General features: G+C 35.7%; 13 protein-coding genes. 8 read left to right on the top strand and 5 right to left on the bottom strand.

The features are described from left to right. Positions 1 to 75: 75 nt before the first annotated feature. Genes ACYSNV_RS06255 through ACYSNV_RS06265 form a run of 3 tightly spaced genes read left to right on the top strand, consistent with a single transcriptional unit; the run spans position 76 to position 7,355 of the window. Positions 76 to 3,927: an efflux RND transporter permease subunit gene (locus ACYSNV_RS06255; RefSeq protein WP_461761704.1), complete on the top strand. Its 3,852-nt coding sequence runs from the start codon at positions 76 to 78 to the stop codon at positions 3,925 to 3,927. Continuing rightward, a complete protein-coding gene (locus ACYSNV_RS06260; RefSeq protein WP_461761705.1) occupies positions 3,914 to 5,230 on the top strand; it encodes a TolC family protein in 1,317 nt (438 codons plus the stop codon). Before ACYSNV_RS06255 ends, ACYSNV_RS06260 begins: the two co-directional genes overlap by 14 nt. Beyond that, on the top strand, positions 5,220 to 7,355 hold the full coding sequence (locus ACYSNV_RS06265) for an efflux RND transporter periplasmic adaptor subunit (RefSeq protein WP_461761706.1): 2,136 nt from the start codon (positions 5,220 to 5,222) through the stop codon (positions 7,353 to 7,355). Before ACYSNV_RS06260 ends, ACYSNV_RS06265 begins: the two co-directional genes overlap by 11 nt. A gap of 208 nt (positions 7,356 to 7,563) precedes the next feature. Here ACYSNV_RS06265 and ACYSNV_RS06270 read toward each other — a convergent pair whose 3' ends face one another. Continuing rightward, positions 7,564 to 8,439, bottom strand: coding sequence for a prephenate dehydratase (locus tag ACYSNV_RS06270; RefSeq protein ID WP_461761707.1), 876 nt, complete (start codon positions 8,437 to 8,439; stop codon positions 7,564 to 7,566). A gap of 485 nt (positions 8,440 to 8,924) precedes the next feature. On the opposite strand from ACYSNV_RS06270, the gene ACYSNV_RS06275 reads away from it, so the two are divergent. From ACYSNV_RS06275 to ACYSNV_RS06285, 3 genes are all read left to right on the top strand, one after another. Then, positions 8,925 to 9,425 (top strand): glutathione peroxidase, encoded by a 501-nt coding sequence (locus ACYSNV_RS06275; protein ID WP_461761740.1) that lies wholly within the window; start codon positions 8,925 to 8,927, stop codon positions 9,423 to 9,425. Between the two features lie 80 nt (positions 9,426 to 9,505). Then, entirely contained in the window at positions 9,506 to 11,164 is a 1,659-nt protein-coding gene (menD, locus tag ACYSNV_RS06280; protein ID WP_461761708.1) for a 2-succinyl-5-enolpyruvyl-6-hydroxy-3-cyclohexene-1-carboxylic-acid synthase, read from the top strand. A gap of 70 nt (positions 11,165 to 11,234) precedes the next feature. Further along, on the top strand, positions 11,235 to 11,579 hold the full coding sequence (locus ACYSNV_RS06285; protein ID WP_461761709.1) for a DUF2853 family protein: 345 nt from the start codon (positions 11,235 to 11,237) through the stop codon (positions 11,577 to 11,579). A 292-nt stretch (positions 11,580 to 11,871) separates the two neighbouring features. Here the strand turns inward: ACYSNV_RS06285 and ltrA are convergent, their stop codons facing one another. The 3 genes from ltrA to ACYSNV_RS06300 form a co-directional block, all read right to left on the bottom strand. Further along, positions 11,872 to 13,263 (bottom strand): group II intron reverse transcriptase/maturase, encoded by a 1,392-nt coding sequence (gene ltrA, locus ACYSNV_RS06290; RefSeq protein WP_461761710.1) that lies wholly within the window; start codon positions 13,261 to 13,263, stop codon positions 11,872 to 11,874. A 598-nt stretch (positions 13,264 to 13,861) separates the two neighbouring features. Next, positions 13,862 to 14,317: a copper resistance protein NlpE gene (locus ACYSNV_RS06295; protein ID WP_461761711.1), complete on the bottom strand. Its 456-nt coding sequence runs from the start codon at positions 14,315 to 14,317 to the stop codon at positions 13,862 to 13,864. A gap of 87 nt (positions 14,318 to 14,404) precedes the next feature. Further along, positions 14,405 to 14,899, bottom strand: coding sequence for an ecotin family protein (locus tag ACYSNV_RS06300; RefSeq protein ID WP_461761712.1), 495 nt, complete (start codon positions 14,897 to 14,899; stop codon positions 14,405 to 14,407). A gap of 574 nt (positions 14,900 to 15,473) precedes the next feature. Here ACYSNV_RS06300 and ACYSNV_RS06305 point away from each other — a divergent pair. Both ACYSNV_RS06305 and ACYSNV_RS06310 read left to right on the top strand, forming a co-directional pair. Further along, positions 15,474 to 16,610 carry a DEAD/DEAH box helicase gene (locus ACYSNV_RS06305; RefSeq protein WP_461761713.1) on the top strand — a complete coding sequence of 379 codons (1,137 nt, stop codon included), beginning with the start codon at positions 15,474 to 15,476 and terminating at the stop codon, positions 16,608 to 16,610. Positions 16,611 to 16,649: 39 nt separating this feature from the next. After that, entirely contained in the window at positions 16,650 to 16,841 is a 192-nt protein-coding gene (locus ACYSNV_RS06310) for a cold-shock protein (RefSeq protein WP_461761714.1), read from the top strand. Positions 16,842 to 17,252: 411 nt separating this feature from the next. On the opposite strand, the gene galE is transcribed toward ACYSNV_RS06310, so the two are convergent. Beyond that, positions 17,253 to 18,269, bottom strand: coding sequence for a UDP-glucose 4-epimerase GalE (galE, locus tag ACYSNV_RS06315; RefSeq protein ID WP_461761715.1), 1,017 nt, complete (start codon positions 18,267 to 18,269; stop codon positions 17,253 to 17,255). Positions 18,270 to 18,376: the final 107 nt, after the last annotated feature.

An 18,376-nucleotide genomic window follows, 5' to 3' on the forward strand; every position in this document is an offset into this window, starting at 1 on the left:
TCTTTTATAGGGTATTATTTACGGTATGGTTATACAATTAAAAAGTCATATTCATTCTTTATAAATACCCATACTATGCTTAATAAAGCTATTGATTACTTTTTAAAAAATAGAGTAATTACCTTATTAATTTTGGTGGTAATTCTTATCTGGGGACTTATCACCGCACCCTTTAACTGGCACAATGGAATTCTTCCAAGTGATCCAGTGGCAGTGGATGCTATTCCTGATATTGGCGATAATCAGCAAATTGTCGCCACCGAATGGATGGGGCGATCACCTAAAGATATTCAAGAACAAATCACCTATCCTTTAACTACTTCCTTATTGGGAATCCCTGGGGTGAAAACCATCCGAAGTAGTTCCATGTTTGGCATGTCGTTTATCTATATCATCTTTGAAGAGGATGTTGAGTTTTATTGGAGTAGATCACGAATATTAGAGAAACTCAACTCGCTACCCTCGGGAACCTTGCCCAAGGATGTTATACCAACTCTAGGACCAGATGCTACGGCTTTGGGACAAATTTTTTGGTATACCTTACAGGCCACAGACCCAAACACTGGCCAACCAACAGGAGGTTGGGATCCGGATGAACTACGAACTATTCAAGATTTTTATGTCAAATACTCTTTAGCATCAGCCTCTGGTGTGGCCGAGGTGGCCTCTATTGGAGGGTATGTAAAAGAGTATCAAATCGAGGTAAATCCCGAGGCCCTAAAGGCCTATAATATCTCTGTGGTAGATGTAATGATGGCCATTGAAAACAGCAATTTGGATATTGGAGCCGAGACCATTGAGATAAACAAAGTAGAGTATTTGGTACGTGGATTAGGCTATATAAAAGATGTAAAAGATATTGAAAATGCAGTAGTTACCCTAATAAACAACAAACCTATAAAAATAAAAGACTTAGCATTTGTTAGTCTTGGTCCTGCAACAAGAAGAGGTGGCCTTGATAAAGAGGGCGTGGATGCTGTGGGAGGTGTTGTAGTGGCGCGATATGGTTCAAATCCGATGCAGGTTATTGGCAATGTAAAACAAAAAATTCAACAAATGCAAAACGGTCTACCATCTAAGGTTCTTCCCGATGGTAGTGTATCGAAAGTTACTGTGGTTCCTTTTTATGACCGCTCTTCTTTAATCAATGAAACCATAGGTACCCTGGAGACAGCTTTAGCCCACGAAATACTTATAAGTATTATTGTTGTGATTGTACTTGTTTTTAATCTAAGGGCTTCGCTTATTATCTCTAGTATTTTACCCATTGGTGTACTAGCCACTTTCATTATTATGAAATACACCGGAGTGGAGGCCAATATTGTTGCTCTCTCGGGAATTGCCATTGCCATTGGTGTTATGGTTGATGTAGGAATAGTCTTTGTGGAGAGTATCCTCAAGGAAATGGAAAAGGCTAAGAAAAATGGACATTTACCCAAAGGCAAGGCTTTTTTAGATTTAATAAGCAAGGCGGTTGGTCAAGTCTCCGGTGCTTTATCCACGGCTATGTTAACCACTATTGTATCCTTTTTACCGGTTTTTGCCATGCAAGCTCAAGAAGGAAAGTTATTTAAGCCTTTGGCCTATACGAAAACCTATGCTTTATTATCGGCCTTTATTCTAGGTATTATAATACTACCTACTTTGGCCTATTACATCTTCTCGATACGATTAAACACAGATAAATTAAAAAAAGCAGCCAATGTATTGCTAATTATTTTTGGATTGTGTTTTGGCCTATATACCCAAGAATTTTTAAGTTTTGTATTGTGTTTGGTTGGATTAAACAATCTAATCACCCCTAAATACTACTCTTTAAAAATAGTGAATTACATCAATGTTGGTTTAACTTTATTTATAACCACCTACTACCTTAGTATTCACTGGCTTCCTTTGGGCACCTCGCAAAGCTCGTTTTTGAATTTTATCTTTGTGAGTGTTTCCGTTGGTAGTATTTTAGCCATGTTATGGATCTTGGTGATATACTACGAACGAATTTTACGTTGGGCCTTAACCAATCGCTGGAAATTTATGGCAATTCCCCTGGTAACCCTTATTATGGGAGTACTAATATGGCTGGGATTTGAGAAAACTTTCAGCTTTATCTCCTACCCCTTACAAAGCATTGGATACACACAGGTAAAGCAAAGTGCTTTATGGCAAAAAGGGCAAGCTAGTTTCCCAGGAATAGGTAAAGAATTTATGCCTGCGTTAAACGAGGGTTCTTTTTTACTAATGCCCACCACAATGCCCCATACAGGTATTGAACAAAATTTAGACTTTATTGCACTTTTAGACAAGCGAATCTCTAACATACCTGAGGTAGAATTAACCATTGGTAAATGGGGACGTGTTAACTCGGCTTTGGACCCAGCTCCTACCCAAATGTTTGAAAACACCATTAATTATCGCAGTGAATATATGCTGGATCAAAACGGGCATAGACAGCGCTTTAAGGTAAATAGAAAAGGCCATTTTGAATTAATTGATGGTTCGTTTTACGATTCTAAAAATCACTTTAGAATAATAGACCCAGATAGTTTAATTCCAGATAAAAAAGGAAAGTTTTTACGTCAATGGAGAGATCATATTAAAAAGGACCAAGATATTTGGCAAGAAATTATAAATGTTTCCCATATTCCTGGGGTGACCTCGGCTCCTAAACTTCAACCCATCGAGGCTAGATTAGTAATGCTAACCACTGGAATGCGAGCTCCGATGGGCTTAAAAATATCTGGTCCTGATTTAGCAAGTATTGAACAGGCCGGCAAGATTTTAGAGTCTGCTTTAAAACATGTTTCAAGCATTACCCCGGCGACTGTTTTTTACGACAGAAGTGTGGGGGCTCCCTATATTGAGATTGACCTAAACAGAGATAATATGGCCCGTTATGGGGTTATGGTCTCCGAGTTACAAAGTATTATTGAATCTGCCATTGGTGGAATGGCTATCACCACCACAGTGGAAGGTAGAGAAAGGTTTCCGGTACGATTAAGGTATCCCAGAGAGCTAAGAGACTCTCCTGAGGCATTAAATAATCTTTTAATTCCCACACCAAGTGGCGCTCAAGTTCCCTTGGGTGATTTAGCTAGTATAAATTATGCTAAAGGTGCCCAGATGATTCAAAGTGAAGATACCTTTTTAATTGGATATGTCATTTTTGATAAAGTAGCCAATATTAGTGAAGTAGATGCAGTAAATACAGCTAAAGATTACTTACAACAAAAAATAGATCAAGGACAAATTACCTTGCCAAAAGGTGTTAGTTATGAATTTGCAGGGAATTATCAACAACAAGAAAGAGCCTCTGCAAGACTTTTAGTTGTAATTCCCATGAGTTTACTGGCTATTTTGTTGATTTTATATTTTCAATTTCGAACAATCACAGCCTCTTTGATTCACTTCAGTGGTGTATTTGTTGCCTTTGCTGGTGGTTTTATACTGTTGTGGCTTTATAGTCAACCGTGGTTTATGAACTTTTTTGTCGGACAGGTTAACATGAGGGATTTATTTCAAATACATCCGATTAATTTAAGTATTGCGGTCTGGGTCGGTTTTATCGCACTTTTTGGTTTAGCTACCAACGATGGGGTTTTAATGGGTACTTATATCCATGATACCTTCCAAAAAACAGACCCAAAAACCAAGCAAGAGATCCGTGAGGCGGTAGTTTATGCAGGTTTAAAAAGAGTAAGGCCCGCAGCAATGACAACAGCCACTGCATTAATTGCCCTACTACCGGTGTTAACCAGTACCGGAAAAGGAGCAGAAATAATGGTACCTATGGCCATACCAACCTTTGGAGGGATGTTAATCCAGAGTATGACCATGTTTGTGGTTCCCGTATTTCAATGCATGTGGCGAGAATGGGCTATTAAAAAAGAACAAAAAAACAACCCTAAAATCAAAACAGATGAACTCTCGTAATATATTTACCTATTTAACATTAACTCTTTGTGGCTTTGTATTACTGCCCCAGCATTTAAAGGCTCAACAAGGCAGTTTACAGGATTATATAAAAATCGGTATATCTGAAAATCCCGGTTTACAAGCGCAAAAACTCAGTTTTTTAGCCACTGAAAAAGATATTGATTTAGCTGGGGAGTTTTCCGACCCCGAGTTATCGGTTTCTTTTTACACCAAACCAATGGATATTATTGGTGGTAGAAGTACTGCTGATTTTACCCTAATGCAGAGCCTTCCTTGGTTTGGAACAAAAAAAAGTGCTAAATCACAAGCCAAGCACAATGCCCTTGCGGCCTATCAAGATTATCAAATAGCCAAACAAGAACTAATTGTTTTGATAAAAACCCAATGGTATATTCTTTTGGATTATCAACAACAACTTATAAGTCTTAAGCAAAACCTGGAACTCCTAGAGCAATTAAAAACCCTTGCTTTACAGAAGTATACCACACCACAAAAAAGCCAATCAACTAGTTCCAATAGTATGTCTGATGTATTAAGAATTGGTCTTGAGATTCTTGAAACACAACATAATATAACCAACACACAGGCCTTATTGGACAGTGAAAAAGGAAAATTCAACCTATTGATTAATCAAAAAATAGATAATCCGGTTGATCTTCCAACCACTTTAAAGAAAGTTGATTTTTTACCCGATACCCAAGCTAACCTACAGCTTATTACCACGGAGAACCCGGCTATTGAAAAAATCAACCAACAAGCCCTGGCCTATCAAGCCAAAGGGCAAGTGGACAAAAAGATGAGCTATCCTATGATTGGGATAGGCCTTCAGTATATGGTAATTTCCAAGACAAGTGACCCTATGTTTGCCATGGGTAGTATGAACGGTAAGGATATGATTATGCCTATGGTTAGTGTTTCACTACCTGTGTTTAGAAAAAAATACAAAGCCCAAGACAATCAAAATAAACTTTGGTGGGAATCCTCTAGTTTTAACAAACAACAGGTAATAAACCAATTATCATCGGATTATCTAAGCTATATTAAAGAGCTTGAGAATGCCAGTAGAACAATTGATTTATATGAAAAACAAACCGAATTGGCCAAGACAACTTATCAGTTAATTGTAACGGAATTCTCAGCGGGTAAAAATGATCTAACCAATCTTTTTCAAGTTCAAAGCCTGTTGATAGATTATCAATTAAAACACACACAAGCCATCGTGGCATATAACACCCTTGTGGCATCCATAGAAAGTTTGATGCCCAATACCTACACTAATACTTTAAACAATGAGCAATAAGAAAAATATATGGAAAAACCCTAGCGTAAAATATGTAGGGATTCTATTAATAGGATTATTTATAGGTTGGGTAATCTTTGGGGGAACCAATGGTCACACCCATGAATTAACCTCTGAACAAGACCAAGAGAATTCGGTGATTTACACCTGTTCGATGCACCCTCAAATCAGACAAAACACCCCTGGTAAATGTCCATTATGTGGTATGGACTTAACTCCATTAAAATCTACTGATTCCGGGGAAGATCACCTGGATGATTCGGCTATTGTTATGAGTAAATCTGCGGTTGCTTTGGCCAATATCCAAACCTCAAGAGTTACCACAGAAAACCCTGTGAAAGACATTGAATTATATGGTAGTATTCAAGTTGATGAAAGACAACAACACTCCCAAAGTGCTCATGTCTCTGGACGCATTGAAAAACTTTATGTCAACTTCACCGGAGAGACCGTTAAACAAGGTCAATTATTAGCCACTATTTATTCCGCGGAGCTATTAACTGCGCAACAAGAGTTATTAGAGGCTTTAAAGCTTCAAGATTTCCAACCCTTGTTATTGCAGGCTGCTAAAGAGAGGTTACAATACTACAAAATGACTCCTTCTCAAATTCAAAAGGTAATTGATACTAAAAAAGCATCCGCACTGGTTAATATCTACTCCAATACCCAGGGAACTGTAATAAGTAAAAATGTTGACCAAGGAGATTATGTTGAACAAGGATCTATTTTATACAACATCGCAAACTTACAAACCCTTTGGGCTGTATTTGATGCCTATGAACAAGACCTGCCTTTTTTAAAGGTAAACGACGTGGTGAGTTATACCCTACAAAGTACCCCAGGAGAGGTCTATAATGGTAAAATCTCTTTTATCAACCCTATATTAGATGCACAAAGTAGAACGGCTAAGGTACGAGTGGAAACTCAAAATAAAAATCAGCAGCTTATGCCACAAATGTATGCTAAGGCAATTATACAGGCTCCTTTAAAAAATAGTACCAATGAAATTGTTATACCAAAAAGTGCGGTATTGTGGACCGGTAAAAGATCTTTAGTTTACATTAAAATACCAAACACAACCACGCCTGCCTTCCAGGTTAGACAAGTCACATTAGGTCCATCTTTGGGCAACAGCTATGTGATTCTTCAAGGACTTACCCCTGGAGAGGAAATAGTTACAAATGGGGTGTTTGTCTTGGATGCCAGTGCGCAGTTAGAGGGTAAAAACAGCATGATTAACTCGGATAATCAAACCACAGAAAACCCCACCTATACCCATTCATTACTAGTAAATGGCAATTGTGAAATGTGTAAAGATAGAATTCAAAAAGCAGCCAATAATATACCTGGGGTATTATTAAGTTCTTGGGATTCCAGCACAAAGATACTGGATTTAAAATTAGACACCACTAAAACCAGCCTGCAACAGGTTTCCAAACAAGTAGCCAAAGTTGGGCATCAAACCCAGTTTGACAATGTTAATGAAAAAGATTATCAAAACCTTGCAGCGTGTTGTAAATACGATCGAGATTCCTTTTCTAAGTTAGTGGGAGAAAAACAGTCCAATAGCTTAAAGCTTTGGGTAAATGGCAACTGTGAAATGTGTCAACAAAGGATACAACAAGCGGCCCTTGCCCTACCAGGGGTAAAGACTGCTTTATGGGATGTAAAGACCAAAGAATTAAGTCTAGAGATAGATCCAAAGAAGGTTACTTTGGATAAAATATCTCAAAGTATTGCAAACAAAGGCCATCAAACCCAACTTCACAATCCACAAGATAAAGTATACCAGGAATTACCTTCTTGTTGCAAATACACGCTAAGTGAATCTAAAGCCACCACACATAAAACATCAGACAATCTAACAAGTCTTGTGGTAAAAGGAAATTGTGAAATGTGTAAAGATAGAATTCAAAAAGCTGCTACCACCTTAAAGGGGGTTAAATCCGCTCACTGGGATATTGCTAGTAATTTATTGACTGTAGATATAGACCCAAAACTCGTTACCCTTGCTCAGATCTCTAAAGTAATTGCAGAATCTGGCCATGATACGGCATTAGATAAAGCAAGTAACGCTAGTTATATGTCACTACACACTTGTTGTAAATACACCAGAGAATCTTAAAGGTTCTTATTCTTTAAAAAAAAGAGCTATAGTTTACAAAAAACAATAAAGATTAGTGTTGTTTTTTCAATAAAAAGATGCCCAAGGTTTTAGACATAAGACAAACCCCTAAAAGTTAGATACTTTTGAGCTTTGTCCATTGGCTTTTACCTGGGGCATCTTTTTTAATTTACATTCATGCCCTTTTGGCATGTTATTTTAATTTGATTTAATAAATCATCGAGGCATCTACTTTTTGTTCTTCCGGTCTTTCAATAATTAATTTGTCCTCCATATACTGACCAATTACACTTAAATGACGCGTAACATCTTTAAGTTTTTCCAAAGCCTGATAATACAGGTCGTAATTTTTATTTACCAAAACAACATTTACGTGGAAAGAATATTGAAATACACTACCGGAGATAGGTACGGATTGAATTTTAGTTAAATTCATCTCATGTTGGGCTAGAATTTCTAATACTTTACTTAATCTTCCCTTTTGGTGATCAGTAAAAAAATATAAAGTAGCCTTATCAAAGCCATTTACATTCATTGGTTTGGTCCCAACTAAAAAGAATCTAGTAAAGTTGTCATATACATCATGTATATTGTGTTGCAAAATTTCTAAATCATACATTTTGGCTGCCAAAGCAGATCCAATTCCCGCTACGCCATACATTTGCTTTTCTTGAATATTACGAGCGCAAGTGGCCGTATCATCCATAGCTAAACGTTGCCAGTTTGGATTTTGATCTAAAAAATTCTCACATTGTAAAAGAGCCATAGGATGGGTTCTTACCTGGGTAATATCATCTAAGGTCTGTCCCTTTAAAGCCAATAAGTGATGCTTGATGGGAAGGGCAATCTCTCCTCCAATATATAGCTTTTTTTTTGTCATTAAGGAATAGTTAGGTAAAATCGAACCTGCAATTGAATTCTCCATGGCCATCATCCCATAATCTACCTTGTGATCTACTACTTGATTTACAAGTGTGGTAAAAGTAGGACTATCCACTATCTCTACGGGTTGTTCTTTGAAAAAACGTTCTACCGCCTCGTGGTGGAACGATCCTTTAATTCCTTGAATAATTACGGACTTCATATTTGTTTTGGTTTTTGGTAAATAAAATAACTATCAAAGTTATTATTTTCTGGGACAAAATTACGGTGGGTCATTTATTTTTATGCGATTTATCTAAAAACCATCTTTTAAATAAACAAACTTACATTTGTTGTTTGTTTTTTAGTTAATAAAATCAATACAATTATAAATAACAAAAAATATTGCACATCTTAAAATAAACAGGTGTTCAAATTTTAGTAAATTCATCCGATAAATCTTAATTTGACAACAATACTGTAAACACAGGATCTAGAAATAGTTAAAAAAAAGTTTTCTAAATTTTATCTGAGTAAAAATAAAATTAGATTCGTAACTTTAAGCCAATTAGAATTGTAGGACTAAAACAATTCATTTAAAAACAAATTACTATGCTTAGAAATATTCTCATGGCCTGTTGCTTAACCTTAGCCACTGGTCTTTATGCAAAGAACATTGATACGTTAAATCTACAAAACTCAAAACAAATGAATCAGGATAAAAACCAAGGCACTATCTACCAATTTAAAGTGGAAGATATTCAAGGAAACACCTTTGATTTTGCCCAGCTAAAAGGAAAAAAAATATTAATTGTCAATACAGCCTCTGAATGTGGTTTAACCCCACAATTCGAGCAATTAGAAAGTTTATACAAAGAATTTGGTCCTGACAACTTTGTTATTGTTGGATTTCCAGCTAATAACTTCGCGGGACAAGAACCGGGCAATAACCAAGAAATAGCAGCTTTTTGTCAAGCCAATTACGGGGTTAGCTTTCCTATGATGAGTAAAATATCTGTAAAAGGAGATGATATGGCAGATATTTACGCATTTTTAACCCAAAAAGACCAAAACAATTTGCAAGACTCCCAGGTAGAATGGAACTTTCAAAAATACTTAATTGACCAAGACGGGCATCTACAAAAGGTTATTTCACCTAGAACCCTACCAACCGATCCGGAGATTAAGGACTGGATTAAAGCCAAGTAAACTCCTTGCGAAAAATATAGAACGGTGTGTGTGCAAAATCTTAGGTTTGTTTGTATCTTTGAGCTTTACACCTAAGATATATGATTTATCCAGAGATACCTTTAGCACAAAGCATAATACAAATTTGCAAAGCGAAAAATATTCAAAATATTATCATATCACCAGGATCACGAAACGCACCTTTAACTATAGGTTTTGCTAGTGATCCTTTTTTTACATGTTATAGTATAGCCGATGAACGATGTGCTGGTTTTTTCGCTATGGGAATGGCCCAACAAACCCAACAACCCACAGCTTTAGTTTGCACAAGTGGTTCTGCTGTTTTAAACTACTACCCTAGTGTGGCAGAGGCTTTTTATAGTCAGATTCCACTACTGGTTATCTCGGCCGATAGACCTTTGAATAAAATTGACATAGGCGATGGTCAAACTATTCGTCAAGTAGATGTATTTTCCAATCATATTGTCTACAGTGCTAATTTACAACAACAAGCCAGTGAAAACAATGACATTCTTATCAACAATGCCATTAATGCCTGTATAGCTCAAAAAGGCCCCGCACATATTAACGCGCCCTTTGAAGAGCCATTATACCAAACCACAGAACATTTAAGTGTTAATCCTACTTTGATTAACCCTCAGATTATAGATCCTTTTATTATTGATTACCAAGCCTATGGACAAAAATGGTCTAAGGCCAGTAAAAAACTTATTCTTGTCGGGGTTAACAATCCCGGGGTATTAACCCAACAGGTAATCGATGCTTTAACTAAAGATCCAAGTGTTGTGGTTTTAACCGAGTCCACCTCTAATTTACATAACCCTAGCTTTATTGATAATATTGATCGTTTTGTAAACAAGTTTTCCTTGCAACAAGTACTGGAATTCCAACCAGATATATTAATCACATTTGGTGGAATGGTAATTAGTAAACACATAAAAAAACTACTAAGACAATATCAACCACAAGAGCACTGGCATATTGATATGTTAAGACACTATAATACATACGATTGTTTAACCAGTAAAGTCTTAGATACCCCAGATCGCTTTTTTTCTAATATGACCTGTTTATATCCCACCGATATTAAGAGCAATTATAAAGACTGGGCTACTGGAATTGACCATCAAAAAAATGAGCTGCAAAATCAGTTCTTAGATCAAACACCTTGGTGTGATTTAAAGGCTATGCAAATTATACTTGAATCCCTACCAGAGAATTGTATTACCCAATTAAGTAATTCCTCGGTGATACGTTACGCTCAGTTATTTCAAAGTAAATCCAGTATTTCGGTGTTTTGCAATAGAGGAACCAGCGGAATAGATGGTTGTAGCTCAACGGCTATAGGTGCTAGTGTGGCAAAAAAGGATAAGCAAGTTGTGTTAATTAGTGGAGATGTAAGCTTTTTGTATGACAGTAATGCTCTTTGGAACAACTATATTCCAACTAGCTTTAGAGCTATTGTTTTAAATAACCAAGGCGGAAGTATCTTTCGATTCCTTCCCGGGCATAAAAACACCCCATTGTTTAACACGTATTTTGAAACCACCCACCAACTTGGGGTAGAACATTTAGCCAATATGTATGGTTTAACTTATTTAAAGGCAGCTAATCAACAAGAGTTAAAACAATGCTTAGAAGAATTTTACAGCGATAGCTCCAAACCAGGAATTCTAGAGGTATTTACTCCTTTGGAATTAAACGATCAAATTTTAAAACAATATTATTCATCCATCTAATCTTAGAGTTAAAATACACTAGTTTATTTGGGATTTTTTACTTAAATTGTAGCGTTTAAAAAAAATTACTATGAGTAAAAGAGCAGAATTAATTCAAAAGTACGCAGAGGATCTAAAGTCTAAATGCGGTGTTACTCCGGATATGGAGTTATTAGAAAAAGTTACTATTGGCTGTGGACCTTCGATCTACAACAAAGATTCTTCCACTGTGGCTAGTAGCTCCGAAAGTGAGTTATTAACCGTGAAAAATAACTTTTTAATTAAAAAACTAGGGCTAAGTGAAAAAGATGACTTAGATGGTGGTATTTCTAAAGTTATGGATCAGTACGGATCTTCAAACCGCAATAAATACAGAGCCGTGGTTTATTACCTGTTAACCGTTCACTTTAAAAAACAAGCGGTTTACAATAAATAATCCTAGCTATAAAAAATAAATAGCTTAACAATAAAGGCTTATTAAAAGACTTGCCCCAAGGAGTTAAAAACTTTTTGGGGTATTTTTTTAAGATATACCAAAGCTGAAAATAGTCAATAGATAATTCTATTTCTTTGTTTAACAAAAAACTACTATAAAGCCACCCTGCTGGTTTTGCCCTGCCCCTATATTATATAGCCTTTATAAATCGAGTAGGAGGCTGAAGATTATTTCTTCAGCCGACCTCTCACACCACCTGGCATACGGTTCCGTACCAAGGCGGTTCTTAACTTTACGATACTTTTGAGTAGATGTCATTCAAAGATGTATAGCCTGCTCGTTTTAGTACTTGCTTATTTAATGTAGTCTGAAGGACAAAGCTCAAGGCCGTTCGACAGTAGCTCTTACGAGTATTTGCCCACTGATAGGCTTGATTATGATTGACTCCTAACCTTTTAAGGTTTACCACTCTTGTCTTTGTTTTACTCCAACTCTTCCATATAAACATGCGTATTCGAAAACGTAACCATTCATCTATACGCTTAATCTTTGTTGACATATTTGCTAGTTTAAAGTACGATACCCATCCTTGTAGGAACAACCTTAGGGATGCTTTTAATTTATCGTACCCTTTTCCATTATTACGTTTTGTAATTTCCCTAAGTCTTTCTTTGAGTTTACTGTAACTTTTAGGATGAATGTAGTATGCCCATTTCCTATCTTTAGTTACATAAAAACTATATCCTAGGAATTTCTTTCCTTTGATATAACCAGTAGTTGTCTTCTCTTTATTTACTTTAAGATAGAGTACTTCTTCTATGAACTTAGTGATACTTTCTTTCACGCGGTTGCAAGCTCTTTTACTTTTACAGAAGATTAAACAATCGTCTGCATAGCGTATAAAGCGTAGTCCTCGCCTTTCAAGTTCCATATCTAGTTCGTGTAACATAATGTTACTAAGTAAAGGACTTAACGGACCTCCTTGAGGTACACCTAAAGTACTCTCTTCGAATTTTCCTTCCACAACTACACCAGCATTTAAATATTTATGGATTAAGGATATTACTCGAGGGTCTTTCACTCTTTTAGATAGAAGTTGGATTAATCTGCTGTGATTAACCGTGTCGAAGAATTTCTCTAAATCTAAGTCTACCACATAGTGGTATCCTTTATCTAGGTGATTCTTTACTTCTTTTAAAGCGGTATGACATCCTCTTTTAGGTCTAAACCCATGACTGCTAGGGAGGAATTCCTTCTCGTATAAAGGAGATAGTACCTGAGCAATACTTTGCTGGACTACTCTGTCTACTACAGTTGGTATTCCTAGTAGGCGTACTTTCCCACTTTCTTTAGGTATTTCAACTCGGCGAACGGCTAAAGGAGAATATTTCCCGTCATTTATGGATTGAATTAATGACTCCTTGTTATTTCGGAGCCATTCTAGCAGGTTCTCCGTAGATAACTTGTCGATTCCATAGCTCCCCTTATTGGACTTTACCCTTTTATAGGCTAGGTTCATATTGTTAGAGCCAAGGATTTGAGCAAGAAGACTCTCGCTACTAAAATGTACTTCCATGAGGTTGTTTTCAGTTATCCCAATAAAGGTCTGCACTCCTTGGTAGCTTTCGGATTCCGTCCTATCCTTTCCAAGGTAGTTATCAATATATTTTGATATTTTCTGCATTCCTTCCTTCATTAGGTAACATTCATTTACTACTCATTTAAATTAAGTTCAGTCCTTCAGTATTTCGTAAGGCTCTTGGTATTGCCAAGCTTGTATCCATACCTACTATGACCTCTGCTGACTTCTTACAGCAATTGTTATCCATAGTTCTGTAAAAAAAACTTTCCTATGTCTGTAAGACCTCCCCAGGTAAGAACAGTAACTTTCCCCTCATATACCTGCTATATTTACCCTAAATATCTCCGTACAACTTTGGACTTCAGTTTGTTTTGCAACCTTATCCGATATTATTGAGCCTGATATAGTTTCTGTTCGTCAGGTCAAGGGTTTGCCTAGCGCTTCCTTCAGATTCCACCTCGCGATGGACACCCTTGCATTTGGCTAACACTTCCCGTTGTAGAGGCGTGTTCGGGACTTACACCCTAGAGTTACTACCCATGCTGGGCACACAAAACACAAAGGATCATATAAAAATTATATGATCCTTTTTTCTTACCCGGACTTCTACGATTTTTCGAAAGTAAAAGACCTTATTAGCCTTTGTTAAATAAGACCAACAACTAAGTTGGCACTTATAATATAATAATCTAACTAATCCCTATTGTTTTGTAAGTACGTAATTATCAGCTAATTCTCCTGTTATGATATTACCCTGGGTATCTAACATAACCATACTTCCTTCGCGAACTTGAAACTGAGAAACCTCATCTTTACTTTTTAAAGTAACTATCCTTCCATCTTTATCCCAAGTAAAAGTACCTACTTGTTTAAATGTTCCATCTTTTTTATCTTGATAAACATCCTCTCTTTGGAATGTACCATCCGGATTCAATACAATTGTAACCTCTATTCCAGGGCAATCAGCGCAAGGTAAAACTCCCTTATATGTGCCATCCCAATCTACTGAATTCTCAGTGGTATGCCCATCTTGACCAGTAAAGGTCTGTTGTTCAACTACGGTTTGCTCTACTTTTGTATCGGCTTGTTTTTTACAGCTTGTAAAGGCCAAGGCGCCACATAATAAAGCAACAGCTAAAATACTTTTGTTTTTCATGCTATTTATTTTACTATAAAATTAACGATAATTTTTATAATATACCAATTATTTATTTACTTTTATTTAAATAATCAAATTTAGTAACTACTGTTTTTTAGCAGCCACCTCAACACCTTGAAACTCCTCCTGGTCTGTTTTGTAAATTTTATAGCGCACTTGGTATTGATCTGGAACGTAGATTAAAATTGGCATTTTACCATTATAAGTGATAAGTTCAGGTGTTGAACTAACAAAGCTCATTTTTTGGGTATTATCCAAACACCCCATTTGCGTACTGGCCACAACCCCATCGCTTTGAAACACATAGTAACTATACCCCCATCCTGGTAAATCCTTTTCTTGTAATTCACCGATTAACCAATAAGAATTACATGTATCGGTAGAGATGGTCTCCCCTACATAGAACTCCACCTTTTTAGTTGAATCCTTCAAAGAATGTGGCAAATTTATTACAACCTGTTTATACCCTGGCATAGGTTCTGGAAAGATTCCTAGGTCTATCTGGGTCAGATTTTGTTGACCAAACATAAAACTTGTAAAGCCAAACACGGCCAAAAAAACAGCAATTGATTTTCTCATAACTTCTTATTTTGTTTTTACTATTTCATTTTTTTTATCTAACTGCACTAGATAACTTGCAATTCAACTACCAAAAGGTAGTAAAAAAAACAGTATAATGTTAATTCCAAACATAAAAAAATCCAAATACACCTAGGAATCAGGACCCTTAAAGTCAATAAAATGATGATGTTTATACCTATTTTATAAAAATATCTAAAAAAATTATTTTTCTTGGCTTTATAATTGTAGATTTGTGCCGTATTAAAAAGATTACTACCTAATCTATACCACAAAGAAGATCACAAAATCAATTGTACTCTTTACTTTAGTAGTTCGACCAAACCAGTAACTTTTGATTTTAGTTAAGATAAATATTTTATCGAACGGATTTGTGTACATTCTACCTATTTCTTTTCCATAAAATTATAGAAGCTTATTAAATATTTTTTTAAAATTGTGCATAAACAATAGGAATTTAAATAATTAAGCTATATATTTATATAAGACGACAATCGTTAATACGTCGATTTATAATATAAAATAATGCTGTTTTTTATATTTGATTCAATAATAAAAAACAGACCAAGTATCAATGAATTTTAAAGATTTTACTCTTTGCCCTTCCCTGTTAGATTCTATACATGCCATAGGATACAAAACACCCACAGCCATTCAGCAACAGGCAATTCCTGCTATTTTAGCCAAACACGATGTTTTGGGTTGGGCCCAAACCGGTACTGGTAAAACAGCCGCTTTTGCCATCCCTATATTAGAACTTGTCGCAAGAACAACTAGTAAGTCATCGGCTATACAGGCTTTAGTGGTTGTACCAACTAGAGAATTGGCCCTACAAGTAGAGAAAACTTTTGTGGATATCAATGCAGATAAGCACATAAAGATAATCAGTATTTTTGGTGGGGTATCTCAAGTAGCTCAGGTAAAGAATCTAAAGAAAAGCCCACAAATTTTAATTGCAACCCCGGGAAGGTTACTAGATTTAATTCAACAAAAACTTCTATCCATATCTCAGATTAAACAACTTGTTTTAGATGAGGCAGATCAAATGTTAGATATGGGGTTTGTTCATGATATTAAAAAAATACTTCGTTTGACTCCAAGGGATAAACAAACTTTATTTTTCTCGGCCACCATGCCGCAAAACATTGAGGAGTTTGCCAATACCATCTTAGTAAAACCTACTCGAATTCAGGTTAAATCCCAGAGCTTAACTGCCGATAAGATTCAGCAATTTGTTTACTTTAGTGAACAAGACAAAAAAAAGAATCTCTTAAAGCAAATTATATTGGATAATCCTAATACGCAGATTTTAGTATTTACAAGAACCAAACACGGTGCAAATAACCTTGTAAAATTCTTACAAAAATCCAACATAACCTCTGCTGCTATTCATGGTAACAAAAGTCAAGGCGCACGGGTAAAGGCTTTAGAGGAATTTAAAAACAAAACCAATAAAATTTTAATTGCAACAGATATTGCTGCAAGAGGAATTGATATAGATAAATTACCCCTTGTGGTAAACTACGAAATCCCGAATATTCCAGAGACTTATGTTCATCGAATTGGCCGAACGGCCAGAGCTGGAGAAAACGGCCAGGCTATATCCATGTGTAGTACCCAAGAAAAAACAGACTTAAAAAAAATAGAGAAGTTAACCAAAGTCAAAATAAAGCAACTTAAAAACCCTTTAGAACACACCAAGGTTAACTAAAGCTCTAAAAATTACATAATCATTTTAAATTTAATAATCATGCAAGAAGGAATCGTAAAATTCTTCAACGAAACTAAAGGATTTGGTTTCATTACTCCAAATGATGGAGGTCAGGACATTTTTGTTCACGTTACTGGATTAAAAGAAACAGTTAACGAGAAAGATCATGTTGTTTATGAAGTAGAACATGGAAAAAAAGGACTTAACGCAGTTAACGTTCGTAGAGCATAATAAATAAAAGGGGCATCTAGCTTTTATATTCGAAAGCTAGATCCTTTAATGCCATTTACATCTGTATATTTTATACACGCAAAAAACAAAAGGGTATTCTTTAAAAAAGAATACCCTTTCTGCTTTTTATATCTCCATAAAATTACATTAAACCCCACTATGTAACCTTATGGTAATTATCAAAAAGAAAAGCCTCCTTAAAGGAGGCTTTTAATAATATGAACTTTTAAACACAAAAAGGTATAAGTCGAAAAAATAGTATAGATAAATCTATATAAATACCTTTTTTATATGTTTATATCACTTTCTTTTTTCAAGTCAAAAAATACTAGTTGACTTTAATAAGACAAAAGTAGGGATAAACTTTAAATAAATCAAACAAATAAATTAAACTTTACTTATTATTTTAAACTAGTTCTGATTTTTGTTTTCCCAAGCCCATGCACTGGCTAACATTTGATCTAAATCTTTGGTTGGTTGCCAATTTAATTGCTCATAGGCCTTTGTTGTATCTGCCCATGCTGCGTCTACATCTCCGGGCCTTTTTTGTACAATTTTATAAGCTAGATCCACTTTATTGACTCTTTTAAAACTCTCTATTAACTCTAAAACCGAGTATCCTTTACCGCTGCCTAGGTTAAAAACCTCTATATCTTGCTTGTTTTGGTTTTTTAAAAGCAGCTCCAATGCTTTAAGATGTGCCACGGCTAAATCCTGTACATGGATATAGTCGCGAATACAGGTTCCATCCGGGGTGTTATAACTATCACCATAAACACTCAAATAAGGCCTAATCCCTTTTGCCGTCTGGGTTAAGTAAGGAATCAAATTATAAGGCACTCCTTGAACCGATTCTCCGATACACAAGGAATCATGAGCTCCAATTGGATTAAAATAGCGAAGCAAAACACTTTTTAAAGGATAAACCTGAGCTAAATCTACAATAATTTGCTCTCCAATTTGCTTGGTGTTTCCATAGGGAGACAGCGCCTGTTTAATAGGAGCTAGTTCTGTAATTGGCATTTTATCTGCCTGCCCGTAAACGGTGCACGAGGAACTAAAAATCAAATTATTTAAATTGTATTTCTTAACTCCTTGCAATAAATTAATTATCCCAATTATATTATTTTGATAATACATCAAAGGCTCTTGCATACTTTGCCCAACGGCTTTACTTGCCGCAAAATGAATAATTCCTTTAGCATCTTGATGAGAGCAAAAAAAACGATCGGTAGCCACCGGGTCTTTCAAATCCACTTTTTCAAATAAAGGTTTAATTCCTGTTATTTGCTGGATGCCATCCAAAACACTTTGCGTAGAATTAGATAAATCATCTAGAATTACTACCTGATAACCCTTTTGTTGTAATTCTACCACGGTATGGGATCCAATATACCCGCATCCCCCTGTTACTATTATTTTCTGCACAATTACTTGTTTTATTTTTAGTTTGGTTATATGTTACTTGCAAAACACTTTAACTTTTAAAAGTACTGTATTTTATTAAAAATTTACATACCCACCTTTTTTAGTAA

This window comes from Myroides sp. LJL119, from assembly GCF_054871605.1.

Excerpts from the sequence above, each read along its gene's own strand:
- ACYSNV_RS06255 (WP_461761704.1), top strand. The coding sequence starts at position 76 with ATGCTTAATAAAGCTATTGATTACTTTTTAAAAAATAGAGTAATTACC.
- ACYSNV_RS06260 (WP_461761705.1), top strand. The coding sequence starts at position 3,914 with ATGAACTCTCGTAATATATTTACCTATTTAACATTAACTCTTTGTGGC.
- ACYSNV_RS06265 (WP_461761706.1), top strand. The coding sequence starts at position 5,220 with ATGAGCAATAAGAAAAATATATGGAAAAACCCTAGCGTAAAATATGTA.
- ACYSNV_RS06270 (WP_461761707.1), bottom strand. The coding sequence starts at position 8,439 with ATGAAGTCCGTAATTATTCAAGGAATTAAAGGATCGTTCCACCACGAG.
- ACYSNV_RS06275 (WP_461761740.1), top strand. The coding sequence starts at position 8,925 with ATGAATCAGGATAAAAACCAAGGCACTATCTACCAATTTAAAGTGGAA.
- menD (WP_461761708.1), top strand. The coding sequence starts at position 9,506 with ATGATTTATCCAGAGATACCTTTAGCACAAAGCATAATACAAATTTGC.
- ACYSNV_RS06285 (WP_461761709.1), top strand. The coding sequence starts at position 11,235 with ATGAGTAAAAGAGCAGAATTAATTCAAAAGTACGCAGAGGATCTAAAG.
- ltrA (WP_461761710.1), bottom strand. The coding sequence starts at position 13,263 with ATGCAGAAAATATCAAAATATATTGATAACTACCTTGGAAAGGATAGG.
- ACYSNV_RS06295 (WP_461761711.1), bottom strand. The coding sequence starts at position 14,317 with ATGAAAAACAAAAGTATTTTAGCTGTTGCTTTATTATGTGGCGCCTTG.
- ACYSNV_RS06300 (WP_461761712.1), bottom strand. The coding sequence starts at position 14,899 with ATGAGAAAATCAATTGCTGTTTTTTTGGCCGTGTTTGGCTTTACAAGT.
- ACYSNV_RS06305 (WP_461761713.1), top strand. The coding sequence starts at position 15,474 with ATGAATTTTAAAGATTTTACTCTTTGCCCTTCCCTGTTAGATTCTATA.
- ACYSNV_RS06310 (WP_461761714.1), top strand. The coding sequence starts at position 16,650 with ATGCAAGAAGGAATCGTAAAATTCTTCAACGAAACTAAAGGATTTGGT.